The sequence below is a fragment of the Brevundimonas sp. P7753 genome (genome assembly GCF_013386595.1).
In the GTDB taxonomy this organism is placed as follows: Bacteria; Pseudomonadota; Alphaproteobacteria; order Caulobacterales; family Caulobacteraceae; genus Brevundimonas; species Brevundimonas bullata.
Window position 1 is genome coordinate 1 of the sequence record NZ_JACARP010000074.1, and the last position, 11,530, is coordinate 11,530.

Here is an 11,530-nt window from a genome sequence, read left to right on the forward strand (position 1 = left end):
GGCGCGCAGCGCCAGACGGGTGGGGGCGCTTCGGCGCATCACGCGCCGCGTCCGCATCACCACGCCCTCCCCACCCGGTCGCTGACGCGACCACCCTCCCCATGAAGGGGAGGGAGAGGCTGCGTCATTCCGCGACCCGTCGTCGCGCACGCAACTTTGACTGTTTCCAATCGGTTTCATCCCGGTAAAACGGCGATGAAAGCCTTGCCGTGGCGGGCGTCTCGCCCCCAGTTTGAGGTTTCCAGCCCCAGAAGAACCTTCACCGACGCAGGAGCGCCGATGCCGCATGCCGACAGCCTGATTATCACCCTGGTCGGAGGCTTCGTCCTCGCCTTCGTGTTCGGCATGTTGGCCAATCGGCTGAAGTTGTCGCCCCTGGTCGGTTATCTGGTGGCGGGGGTCATCGTCGGCCCCTACACGGGCGGCTTTGTCGCGGATACGGAACTGGCGCCGCAGCTGGCCGAGATCGGCGTCATTCTGCTGATGTTCGGGGTAGGGCTGCACTTCTCGGCGGCGGACCTGATGAAGGTGCGCAAGGTCGCCATCCCCGGCGCCCTGGTCCAGATTGGCGCCGCCACCGTCCTGGGCTGGGGGTTGGGTCGTTTCCTGCTGGGTCTCGGCGACGTGGAGGCCCTGCTGCTGGGCTTCTCGCTGTCGGTCGCCTCGACCGTGGTGCTGCTGCGGGCGCTCGAAGAACGCAAACAACTCAAGAGCGACGCCGGCCGCATCGCCATGGGCTGGCTGATCGTCGAGGACCTGGTCATCGTCGTCGCCCTGGTCATGCTGCCGCTGCTGATCATCGCGCCGGGCGAGGCCTTGAGCGGCGCCGAACTGGCCAAGTCCATCGGCTGGACCCTGATCAAGGTGGCGGGCTTCGTCAGCATCATGCTGGTCGTGGGCGCCAAGGTCCTGCCCTGGGTGCTGGTGCGCATCGCCCACACCAAGTCCCGCGAACTGTTCACCCTGGGCGTGCTGGCCATCGCCCTGGGCATCGCCTGGGTCGCCTACTATCTGTTCCACTCCTTCGCCCTCGGCGCCTTCCTGGCCGGTCTGGTGCTGAACAGCTCGCCCCTGGGCCACAACGCCGCCGAGCGGTCGTTGCCGTTGCGCGACGCCTTCGCCGTGCTGTTCTTTGTCTCTGTCGGGATGCTGTTCGACCCGACCATTCTGGTGCGCGAACCTCTGGCGGTGCTCGGCGTGCTGGGCATCGTCATCATCGGCAAGTCGCTGGCGGCCCTGGCCATCACCACGGCCTTCAAGCTGGACCGGGCGACCAGCCTGACCGTCGCCGCCAGCCTGGCCCAGATCGGGGAGTTCTCCTTCATCCTGGCCGCCACCTCTGTGTCCCTGGGCGCCATGAGCCGCGAGACCCACGACCTGATCCTGGCTTCGGCCCTGCTGTCGATCTCGCTCAACCCCTTCGTCTTCGCCCTGATCGACCGGATCGGCGGGCGGGTCCCGCCGGCGGCGAAAAAGGTAGAGGTCGAACCCAAGGCGGCCCTGGCCGAGGTGATGTAATGAAAAGAGGCCCGATGATCGCTCACCGGGCCTCTTCCGCATCCGCGTCCTGACAGGGGGGCTTACAGGACGCCGATCATGCTCGCGACCAGGGGGTGGCGCACGATGTCACGCTCGGCCAGACGGACCACGGCGATGTCCGGCACGGCCTCCAGCCGCTCGGCGATGTCCGACAGACCCGACACGCCGGGCAGCAGGTCCGACTGCTGCGGGTCGCCCGTCACCACCATGGTCGAGTGCCAGCCCAGCCGCGTCAGCAGCATCTTGAGCTGGACGTAGGTGCAGTTCTGCGCTTCATCCACGACGATGAAGGCGTTGTTCAGGGTGCGGCCGCGCATATAGCCGATGGGGGCGATCTCGATCAGCCCCTCGGCCATCAGGGCCTTGACCCGTTTCATGCTGAGGCGGTCCGAAAGGGCGTCGTAGAGGGGGCGCAGATAGGGCGCCAGCTTGTCCTCCATGTCGCCGGGCAGGAAGCCGATGGACTCCCCGGCCTCGACCGCCGGGCGCGACAGGACGATGCGACCGATCCTGCCCGCCTCCAGCGCCTCGACGGCCTTGGCGACGGCCAGATAGGTCTTGCCGGTGCCTGCCGGCCCCAGGGCCAGCACCATGTTGTGGGCGTCGACGGCCTCCATCAGTTCGGCCTGACCGTCCGACTTGGGCTTCAGCGTCTTCAGATAGCCCTGGTCGCGTTCGTCGTTCGAGGGACAGGGCGACCAGCCGGTCCGGGGCGGCAATCGCCGAACCTTGGCGTCCTGCAGGAATTCCCGCGAATCCAGAACGCCTTCACGGACTTGATGCTTGATGGCCGAACGCTTCGTCATGAACGCCTCCAGGGCATGAAAAAAGGCGAGCCCGGCAGGGTCTCGCCTTGGTCGTCGGTGGGGGAGGAGAGGGGCGGAGCCGCGCAGAAGCCGCCGGGATCAGTCGCAGGGTCGTCGCCGCCGCACAGGCGTCGTCCCGGAACTGGTCGCGAACACGCCACGCGCATTCTCCAGTATCTGACCGGACCGGGCTTGATCCGGCTTCAGATCCGGGGCCGAAATGGCGACCTCGAATCGCATCAACACAATGATGCTAACGTAGTTTATGAGGGCTTAAAGCCATCATTTTCTGAAACATAGGGTGTGTTCGGATGAGTGTTTACAGCCTGGGCGACAGCAAGCCGCAGTTTCCGCCTGAGGGCGAATACTGGATCGCGCCGAATGCAACGGTTCTAGGGAATGTGATTCTGCATCCCGGCGCCAGCATCTGGTTCAACACGGTTTTGCGAGGCGACAATGATCCCATCGTGATCGGTCGCGACAGCAATATTCAGGACGGCAGCATCCTGCACACCGATGTCGGCTCGCCCCTGACGATCGGCGCCGGGGTGACGGTGGGCCACAAGGCCATGCTGCATGGCTGCACCATCGGCGACAACAGCCTGGTCGGCATCGGGGCGGTGATCCTGAACGGGGCGAGGATCGGGAAGAACTGCCTGATCGGCGCTAACGCCCTGATCACCGAGGGCAAGGTCATTCCTGACAACTCCCTGGTCATGGGCCAGCCTGGAAAGGTGGTGCGGGAATTGGAAGAGGGGCAGATCGAGGCCCTGCGGCTTTCCGCCCTGCACTATGTCGAGAACTGGAAGCGCTATCTGGCGGAGCTGAACCCGGTCGATTGATCCGGGGTGTGCCAGGATGGCACACGGGATGGCGGGCTTTTCCGCCGCCCGTCCTGAAAATGAGAGTTTTCTGGCCCTTTTCCGCCCACTGAACCGGCCCGTGACTTGCAGCCATGCTGGCAGATCAATGCAGGAGTCCGGGCCCATGCGGGTGGGGATCAAGAAAATTCTGGCTGGCGCCGCAGGCTTTGTCGGCATGATGGCGCTGGCGGACGTGGCCGCGGCGGGCTGCAATACGGGTTGCCAGCCGCCGCAACCGCCGCCGCCGCCGGTCACGCCGTGCTGCCTGCCGCCGCCACCGCCGGTAAGGCCGCCTGTCATCCCTCCGGTTCCGCCTGTCACGCCGCGTGACGGCGTCAACGGCTGGGGCGGGGGCGGCAACGTCAATGTCAATGTGAACGTCAACGTGGCCGGCGCGCGCGCCTTTGGCGGCGCTCGCGCCGGCGGAACCGTCATCGTCGGCGGGGGCGGCGGCGCCTATTTCAACGTCGATCAGCCCTATCCCACGACGATTCAGGGCCTGTCGGTCGAGGGCAAGAGCATGGAGATGGTCCGCGTCCCCTATACTGCCTCGCGTCGTATGGAGAAGCGGGTGGTCATCCAGGCTGTCTGCATCGACGACCGCGCCGTGCCTCACCCGGCCTCTCAGGTCCGTCCCGGCAAGGACGTGGCGACCGACTATGAAGGCGAGCTCTATCGCTGCATCGCCGGGACCAAGCTGCAGTGGACCATCGCCGACGAAGCCGGCGGCCCAGGCGAGACCATCAACTGCAACAAGCGCGAGGCCCTGTGGTACGGCCGCGGCGGTCAGCTTGAGTGCCGCCCCGAGAAGCAGGAGCGCGACTGCAACGAGCGTTCGCTGCTGCGCCGCTATGGCGCGGGCGTAAAGGTGCTGACCATGATCCGCGAGGAGACCTACACCGAGTATCGTGAGGAGATGGTCGAGAGCGCCGGTGCTGTGGCTTCGGGCGCGGTCATCATGCTGGACGGCGGCGTCGGCGGCCGGGTCTTCTGAATGGGCCGTTCAGCCTGGGGTCATCCGGGCTGAGCTAGATTTCGCCCATCGACTCTCCGTCGATTAGGCCAAAAGACTTGGGGCCCCGATCCGCTGGATCGGGGCCCCTTTTTCGTTTGACGTTGCGCCGCCTACTGGGCCGGGGCCTTGTCCGAGACGACCTCGGCCTTCCACGCCGTGTCCGACTTCAGATACTGACGCGCGGCGGCCTGGATGTCGGCGGGGGTGAAGGATTCCAGGTCGCTGATGTGGGTCTGGATCTGCTCGACGGTCGCCGGCTTGGCCGCAACATCCGCCAGTTGACCCAGCCAGTACTCGTTGCCGGCCTGGCTGCGACGCAGGCTTTCGATCGTCGGCAGGCGAGCGCGGTTCAGCTCGTCTTCAGTGACGGGGGCGTCCCGCAACGAGGCGGTGATGGCGTCGACAGCGGCGTAGAAGGCCGGGATCTTGTCCGCCGCCGTCTCGGCCATGACCGAGATGGAGCCGTAGTCCTTGAACACGTCGGACGCCGAGGACGAGACGCGCGGCGAATAGGCCAGGGCCTGTTTCTCGCGGATTTCGTCCAGTACGCGCAGTTTGAACACCTCGCTGAGGATGGCGACCTTGCGGGCTTCGGTGCGGTCGTCGACGGCGTCGGTCGTGGGCCAGGCCACATAGGCCAGGGCCTGTTCCGCCGGACCCGTATGGGTCAGGCGCACCGGCTGGGCCGTCGGCGCCGGGAAGCGACGCTGGTCAGAACCGGGCAGGGGCTGGGCCGCCGGCGCGCGCTCCGGCAGGGCCGCGAAGGTGGAGGCGACGGTCGCGATGGCGTCATCGATGGTCACATCGCCGACCATGACGATGTCGATGGGGCCGGACGCCATGCCCTGGATCACGCCCTGCTTCAGTTCGTCGAGGGTGAAGGCGGCGATGACGTCGGCCGGGGGGAAGACCTCGCGCTTGTCGCCCGACGCCAGATAGCCCGCGCCGTCGATGGCGAAGGCGCCGCCCGGCGTGGCGCGCTGCTGCGCCACATACTGCGGCAGGACCGCCTTGATCTGCTCGAACGGCGCCGGGCGCAGACCGGGGTCGGTCAGATAGGCGGCCAGCACCTGCATCTGTAGTTGCAGGTCGGCGGGACGGGTGGCGCCCGACAACTGATAGGCGTCGCCGTCGATGGTGAAGCCGGCGCCGTAGATCTTGCCGGTCAGGACCCGGCTCAGTTCGTCAGCGGTCAGCTTGCCGAGCCCGCCGGGGGTGAAGACCATGGGGGCCAGGGCCTGGGCGGTGAAACGATCCGTCGGCAGGGCTTCTTCGCCGATGCCGGTGCGGACGCTGATCAGGATCTGCTCGTCCTTGAACTCAGTCGGCTTGACCGTCAGTCGGACGCCGTTAGGGAAGGTGACGACCGTGGCCCCAACCGCGGCTGCTTCGGTGCGGCTGCTGGGCGTGGCGACGGCGCCGAAGTCGGCGTAGGGCCACTGAAGCTCTGCCTGTTCGGCGCGGGGCGTGACGGGAACCGAGCGGCTGGCTTGCAGGGCGGCGGTGACGCCGGCCTCTCCGCCCTCGATGGGCTCGGGCGTGACGACCAGAGCCAGCGGGCCCTGGCCTTCGAAGACGGTCTTGACGGCGGCGTCGACCTGGGTGGCCTTCAGATCTTTCACGGAGGCTTCGAACAAGGCCAGGTTGGTGGCCGGGGCCGAGAAGACCAGGTCGTCGTTGGCGGCGCCCAGCAGGGCGTTGGCCAGGCCCGGCGTGCTGCGGGTCGCGGCGGCCTGGACGGCGTTTTCGAGCGCCGTACGGTTGTTGGCGATCTCGCGATCCAGTTCAGCCTGAGACACGCCGAACTGCACCAGGCGGCGCTGTTCCTGGTCGATGGTTTCCAGCGCGCGCGTCAGACCGCCCGGATTGAAGGCGGCTGAGATGGAGCCGATGTCGACGCTGTCGAACAGACTGCCGCTGCCGGCGCTGGCCGAAATGAAGGGCGGGTTGTCGGCGCGGGCGATTTCACCCAGGCGCCGGTTGAGTACGGCCAGCCCCAGGTTCTGCAACAGGCTGTCGCGACGTTCGGCGACAGTATCGGGGTCCAGGTCGGGATTGCGGACCCAGTTAAGCTGGATCGACGACTGGATGCCGGGCTCGACCAGAATGCGGGTCTCGGGCGCGCGGGGGGCGACGGTTCCCAGATCGGGATTCGGGCCGTCGGCGGCCTTGGGCTTCCAGTCGGCGAAGGTCGCGCGGATCTTGGCTTCCATCTGATCGACGTCGAAGTCGCCGACGGCGATCATCGTGGCGCGTTCAGGGCGATAATAGGCCTCGTAGAACTCGACGAAGCGTTCGCGCGGCGCCGAACGGATGATGCTGAGGTCGCCGATCGGCAGGCGGTTGGCCAGGCGCTGGCCGGGAGCCAGCAGGGCGATCTGGGCTTTCAGCGAGCGCAGGCCGGGGGTGTTGCGCAGACGCTCTTCACCCTCGATGACGCCGCGCTCGGCGTCGATGTCTTCAGCCTTCATCAGGGCTTCGGACACCTGTTCGCGCATGATGCGCAGCGAGGTGTCGACGGTCTCGTCGTTGGTGCGCGGCAGCTCTAGGGTATAGGCGGTCTGGTCGAAGCTGGTGAAGGCGTTGGTGTCGGCGCCGAAGGCCAGACCCAGACGTTCCAGAATGCGCAGCAGCTCGTTCTCGGGCACATTGGTCGTGCCGTTGAAGGCCATGTGCTCCATGAAGTGAGCCAGCCCCAACTGGTCCTCATTCTCCATCAGCGAGCCGGCGGCGATCCGCAGGCGCAGCGAGGCCTGACCCGGAGGGGTGGCGTTCTTCAAGATGGCGTAGCGCATGCCGTTGGGCAGGACCCCGAAGCGCACGGCCGGGTCGGCCGGGATGTCGCTGGCGGCCTGAGCCCAGGCTTGGGACGGCGCGGCGTCCTGGGCCGCTGCGGCATGCGCCGCCATGCAGGCGGAATCCAGGGCGAGGGCGGGCAGGGCGGCGCCGCCCAGCAGAGCCAGGCTGGAGGCGGCAAGCAGCAGTAGGTGGCGAGGCGATCGCATTCGGCGGTTTCCTGAACGTGCGATCAGGCGGCCCCCGGGACTGACTGCGGCCCTGCACGTTTGTTCACGTGCAGGGGAGGCCCGCACGTTTGTCAGACTGACAAACGTGCTTGACTACCTCAAGTTACCGAATGGTAATCTTAGCTTCCGCCGTTGCCTGAGACGTAGAAGGTCGCCGCATTGCCCACGGCGTTGGCGCCGCTGATCACCGTGCGATTGCTGTTGGTGATCGTGGTGTTGGCGGTGGCGCTGATGTTGCCGCTGTTGGTCTGGACGTTGTTGGCGGCGCCCCGGCATTGAACGCAGTTGATCACATTGCCGATGGCGTCGGCGCCGACATAGACGTCATAGCCCTTGGCGCCCTGGAAGGTGGCGGTGCTTTCAACCAGACCCGTGTTGCGCTGGGCGTTGTCGATGCCGACGGCGAAGTCGTCGCCGACCAGAGAGACCTCGTTGGCGGCGGCCCGGGAAGCGACATAGGCCTTGCCATAGTCATAGGCGAAGACGCGGGCCGCGCCGCGGATGCGGGCGCTGTTTTCCTGATCGACCGTGGCCGACACGCCGCCGCCTTCGTTGCCGAGCCCCACCAGGTTGCCGGTGGCGGTGGCGCGACCGGCCAGATCCCAGGCGTTGCCGGCGCTGGGGTTCACGGCGGCCTCGACCATGGCGCCGTTGGAGCGTTGGCGCACCGTCATGTTCTGATTTGACACGCCGTCCGTGGCGACCTGCACCGCATTGGCGGTGGCGTCGCTGGAGAAGAGCGCGGCGGCGGGGATGTATTGGGTGGACGCCAGATTGTGGGCGCGGACTTCGCCCGACGTCGTCTGATCGATCACTCCGGTGGTGGAGGCGTTGGTCCCGTCCAGGCCGACGTTGTTGCCGACAGCGCCGACAGCGACATAGGCCCCGCCCACCAGCCGGGCGTCGGCGTTGGTGATGTTGCTGCGCGCAAAGGTGTCGCCGCTGGCCTCCTGGGTGGCGGTCACGGAGGTGCTGGCGTCGTTCGTCGTCGCCGTCAGGTTGTTGGCGCGCGCCTGAATAATGCCGATCACGGGGCCGTTGGTGTCGCCGCGCAAGGTCATGGTCGTCGTGGCGTTGGTGTCGCCGCGCGCGATCTGGTTCGAGCGGACATTCATCGCCTCGCCCTCGGTCCCGCCGACAGCCGAGTTGCCGAGAGCCGCGTTGGAGGTGAAGGCATAGCCGGTGGCGCTGACATCGACGACGTTCAGCGTCTGGCCGGCCACGACATCGCCCAGCTGCAACTGATTGTTTAGGACGAGCGGGCCGTCCTGTGCGACCGCCGTATTAGCGGCTGCCGCGTACAGCGCTGTCACGGCGATCGTGCCAGCGAGCCGGATCTGCGCGAGTTTGGCCATTGTTCGTGTCCGTATTGGCATAGGCGGGATAGAAGCCGCCGGTCGGGCCGACAGGGCTGTCGGCGAGGGGGTCGTTGGCAGGGTTCAGGCAGACTTCCGGGCCGGGGGCGCCGTACAGGTTGGCCATGAACTCGACGGTGGCGCGTTCCACCAGGGCGCGGACGGCCAGTTGGACCGGCTCCATGCCGCTGGTGCCGGCGGAGATGTCGAAGACGTTGCCGTTCATGAAGTCGAAGACGCCCGCGGAGATTTCGCGGCCGACGATCTGCTTCTGATAGGAAACGACGTCGACGACTTCGAGCGTCGTGGTCTGGACCAGGCGCAGATCGATGGCGACGTTCATCACGAAGACCTTGCCGCTCAGCAGGCCCGAGCCGCCGTTCTGCTGGACTTCGCCGCCGGCGATGTCGAAGCCGCCCGAGCGGATGTTGTAGTTCACCTCGGTGATGCCGCCGACGACATAGAAGTCCGAGCCCGGCACCTGACCGGCCAGGATGCGGCGGTAGGCGGCGTCCTGAGGCGCGCCGTTGGGCTGGTCGTCGCCGATCAGCTTGTTGTTGGCGTAGCGCAATTCCAGCTCCGACACCGAGGTGTCGTAGCGTTCGACGATCCGCGCGCCGGCCTTGGCCAGGGCGGTGTTCGCCATCAGCGAGGCGCCTTGCGTGATCTGACGCCCGCCGTCGGCCGAGACCGTGCCGGTGTAGTCGCTGATCCGGCCCACGGCCATGCGGGGCGAGGGCAGGTTGTAACGGCGCGCATAGTCGGCCAGGCAATAAAGCGCGGTCGAATAGGGCGTCGGATTCGACGTCACCGGGGCGTTGCCGATCGGCTTGGCGTACTGGCCCGACGGTCCGGCGCTGGTGCTGGCGCAACCGGCCAGCAGAGCGGCGACGGCGGCGATGGCGACGCCTGTGCGGATACGGATGGAGGAGTTCATGCTCATGGGAAGACCAGCGATCCGTTCAGCGCCGAGCCGGCTTTAATGTCGCCGGTGTTGGTCTGGGTGGAGTTGACGATCACAGTGTTGCGGTTGCCCTGCACCACCACGTTGAGATTATTGCCGATGGCTGTCGCGCCGCTGACGGCGGTCCCGCCGTTGCCGCCCGCACCCACATAGCCGGACGAGGCGCCGCCGCTGCTGTTCGAATAGCTGCTGGCGCCGGCCTGGATGATGCCGTTGACGATCAGGCGGTTGCCGTTCTCGTCACGGGTCGATCCCGTGGCGTTCTGGGCGGTGGTGTAGCGCGAGCCGCCGTAGCCGGCCTGGAACTGGGCGGCGCCGGCCGAACCCGACGATTGGGCCGCGGCCGCGCCCACGCCGACGATCAGGCTGATCGTCAGGGTCGCTACCGGCAGTGTCAGTCTTTGGGACGGCATGAGGGGCTCCGCAGTGTCTATGCGGGTCACTCAGCAACGGTCATGCCAGACCGAAATGCCGGTTTCGGGACGGGTTGAGGTTAACGCCGCGATTGTCCATCTAGGGGGGATGCAACATCCCGTGGACGAACCGGCCGGCGCTCCGCGCGAAAAGATCCTGAACGCGCCCTTCCTGCCGGTGCTGATCGCGGCCTCCATGCCGGTGCTCTTCTGGTTTCAGGAGCGACTGCCGGATGAGGGGTTGTCGATGGCCTTCCGGGCTGGCGATCTGGCGCACGGCCTGTGGAGCGGCCTGTTCACCTCCATGCTGCTGCACGGGAACTGGGCCCATGTGACGATGAATGCGGTCGGCGCCCTGGCCTTTGGCGCGCCGGTGGCGCGGTTGCTGGCGAGGGGCTTCGCGCCTCTGGCCTTCATTGCTCTCTATGTATGCAGCGGCGTGGTCGCGGCCTGGGGCTACGCCCTGTGCCATCCTGGGAGCATGGCGCCGCTTGAAGGCGCCTCGGGCGCGGTGTTCGGTCTGATCGGTGCGGCGACCCGGCTGCTAGGCGGGCATGGACGGGTCCTACCCCTGTTCCATCCGGCGGTGCTCAAGGCGGCGGCGGTCTGGATGGGCGTCAATCTGCTGATTGGTCTGGTCGGTTTCGCGCCCGGCGCCGAGGGCGCGCGGATCGCCTGGGAGGCCCACGCCTTCGGCTTCCTGTTCGGCATTCTGGCGATCGGTCCGCTGGGCCGCTGGTTCGCCCCGCGATAGGATTTGCGCATCGTCTGCGTCTGAGCGATCCTGTCGGGGTAGCGGCCGGTCCGCGGTCGTCTCCCATATTGAAACGGGAAGGAGCCGCCATGCTGGTCGCCGAGATACTCAAGGGTAAGGGACAGGCGGTCTTCACCCTGTCGCCCGATACGTCGCTGAACGACGCCTGTGCCGAACTGGACCGCAAGCGGGTCGGCGCCCTGATCGTCTGCCAGGGCGACGAGGTGGTCGGGGTTCTGTCCGAACGGGACATTGTCCAGGCGATTTCCCGCGATGGGGCAGGGGCTCTGTCGCGTCCGGCGTCCGACTATATGACGGCGGACGTGATCTTCGCTGAACCCCATGAGACGGTGGCGGTGCTGATGGGGCGGATGACCGATCGCCGGGTGCGCCACCTGCCGGTGCTGCGCGACCGCCAGCTGGCCGGGGTCGTCTCCATCGGGGACGTCGTCAAATGCCAGATCGCCGAGGCCACCCAGGAAGCGGAGAGCCTGCGCACCTATATAGCGGCGGGATAAGCGGCTCTGCCGAGGCCTTGGTCGATTCGTGTTCGTTCGGTTTTTTGCAAATTGGTCATTCTTGTCTTGTGGACTCGGGGATGGGTCCGTATATCCGCCGCTCGCTTTGAAACGGGCGGGCCGCGGGGTTCGGAGACGGGCCGGGCGGGATCTGCGGGATGGAGCTTCGGTTTCCAGCTTTGCAGAAAAGGTTGAAAAGCCTTGTTGACTTGGAGGTCGGCTTTCCTTAGATAGCCGCCTCCGCCGGGCCTTCGGGTTCGGGAGTGTTGAGAGAAAG

At 66.7% G+C, this 11,530-nt stretch carries 10 protein-coding genes; 5 read left to right on the plus strand and 5 right to left on the minus strand.

All coding sequences use genetic code 11. The annotated features are described in order from the left end of the window. The first annotated feature begins 279 nt into the window (after positions 1-279). Complete coding sequence (locus HX774_RS13810) at positions 280-1,518, plus strand: cation:proton antiporter (protein WP_114816208.1); 1,239 nt, start codon at positions 280-282, stop codon at positions 1,516-1,518. 62 nt (positions 1,519-1,580) lie between these two features. On the opposite strand, the gene HX774_RS13815 is transcribed toward HX774_RS13810, so the two are convergent. Next, a complete protein-coding gene (locus HX774_RS13815) occupies positions 1,581-2,357 on the minus strand; it encodes a PhoH family protein (RefSeq protein WP_178827624.1) in 777 nt (258 codons plus the stop codon). 299 nt (positions 2,358-2,656) lie between these two features. Between HX774_RS13815 and HX774_RS13820 the strand changes: the two genes are divergently transcribed. Both HX774_RS13820 and HX774_RS13825 read left to right on the plus strand, forming a co-directional pair. Continuing rightward, complete coding sequence (locus HX774_RS13820; protein ID WP_178827612.1) at positions 2,657-3,187, plus strand: gamma carbonic anhydrase family protein; 531 nt, start codon at positions 2,657-2,659, stop codon at positions 3,185-3,187. Between the two features lie 145 nt (positions 3,188-3,332). After that, the gene (locus HX774_RS13825; RefSeq protein ID WP_178827614.1) at positions 3,333-4,202 is read left to right on the plus strand and encodes a hypothetical protein; all 870 of its coding nucleotides are present in this window, start codon (positions 3,333-3,335) and stop codon (positions 4,200-4,202) included. Positions 4,203-4,333: 131 nt separating this feature from the next. Here the strand turns inward: HX774_RS13825 and HX774_RS13830 are convergent, their stop codons facing one another. From HX774_RS13830 to hfaA, 4 genes are all read right to left on the minus strand, one after another. Then, positions 4,334-7,228: a pitrilysin family protein gene (locus HX774_RS13830; RefSeq protein WP_178827616.1), complete on the minus strand. Its 2,895-nt coding sequence runs from the start codon at positions 7,226-7,228 to the stop codon at positions 4,334-4,336. Between the two features lie 140 nt (positions 7,229-7,368). Further along, positions 7,369-8,604 carry a holdfast anchor protein HfaD gene (hfaD, locus tag HX774_RS13835; RefSeq protein WP_178827618.1) on the minus strand — a complete coding sequence of 412 codons (1,236 nt, stop codon included), beginning with the start codon at positions 8,602-8,604 and terminating at the stop codon, positions 7,369-7,371. Then, on the minus strand, positions 8,534-9,541 hold the full coding sequence (gene hfaB, locus HX774_RS13840) for a holdfast anchoring protein HfaB (protein ID WP_178827626.1): 1,008 nt from the start codon (positions 9,539-9,541) through the stop codon (positions 8,534-8,536). Before hfaB ends, hfaD begins: the two co-directional genes overlap by 71 nt. Before the next feature lie 2 nt (positions 9,542-9,543). Then, positions 9,544-9,981 carry a holdfast anchoring protein HfaA gene (hfaA, locus tag HX774_RS13845; RefSeq protein ID WP_114818753.1) on the minus strand — a complete coding sequence of 146 codons (438 nt, stop codon included), beginning with the start codon at positions 9,979-9,981 and terminating at the stop codon, positions 9,544-9,546. 109 nt (positions 9,982-10,090) lie between these two features. Here hfaA and HX774_RS13850 point away from each other — a divergent pair, with 109 nt between their 5' ends. Continuing rightward, complete coding sequence (locus tag HX774_RS13850; RefSeq protein ID WP_178827620.1) at positions 10,091-10,735, plus strand: rhomboid family intramembrane serine protease; 645 nt, start codon at positions 10,091-10,093, stop codon at positions 10,733-10,735. A gap of 89 nt (positions 10,736-10,824) precedes the next feature. Beyond that, on the plus strand, positions 10,825-11,253 hold the full coding sequence (locus HX774_RS13855) for a CBS domain-containing protein (protein WP_178827622.1): 429 nt from the start codon (positions 10,825-10,827) through the stop codon (positions 11,251-11,253). Positions 11,254-11,530: the final 277 nt, after the last annotated feature.

What these genes read in the sequence shown, in the direction of transcription:
- hfaB (WP_178827626.1), bottom strand. Translation starts at nt 9,541, where the DNA reads ATGAACTCCTCCATCCGTATCCGCACAGGCGTCGCCATCGCCGCCGTC.
- HX774_RS13810 (WP_114816208.1), top strand. Translation starts at nt 280, where the DNA reads ATGCCGCATGCCGACAGCCTGATTATCACCCTGGTCGGAGGCTTCGTC.
- HX774_RS13855 (WP_178827622.1), top strand. Translation starts at nt 10,825, where the DNA reads ATGCTGGTCGCCGAGATACTCAAGGGTAAGGGACAGGCGGTCTTCACC.
- hfaA (WP_114818753.1), bottom strand. Translation starts at nt 9,981, where the DNA reads ATGCCGTCCCAAAGACTGACACTGCCGGTAGCGACCCTGACGATCAGC.
- HX774_RS13850 (WP_178827620.1), top strand. Translation starts at nt 10,091, where the DNA reads ATGCAACATCCCGTGGACGAACCGGCCGGCGCTCCGCGCGAAAAGATC.
- hfaD (WP_178827618.1), bottom strand. Translation starts at nt 8,604, where the DNA reads ATGGCCAAACTCGCGCAGATCCGGCTCGCTGGCACGATCGCCGTGACA.
- HX774_RS13820 (WP_178827612.1), top strand. Translation starts at nt 2,657, where the DNA reads ATGAGTGTTTACAGCCTGGGCGACAGCAAGCCGCAGTTTCCGCCTGAG.
- HX774_RS13825 (WP_178827614.1), top strand. Translation starts at nt 3,333, where the DNA reads ATGCGGGTGGGGATCAAGAAAATTCTGGCTGGCGCCGCAGGCTTTGTC.
- HX774_RS13830 (WP_178827616.1), bottom strand. Translation starts at nt 7,228, where the DNA reads ATGCGATCGCCTCGCCACCTACTGCTGCTTGCCGCCTCCAGCCTGGCT.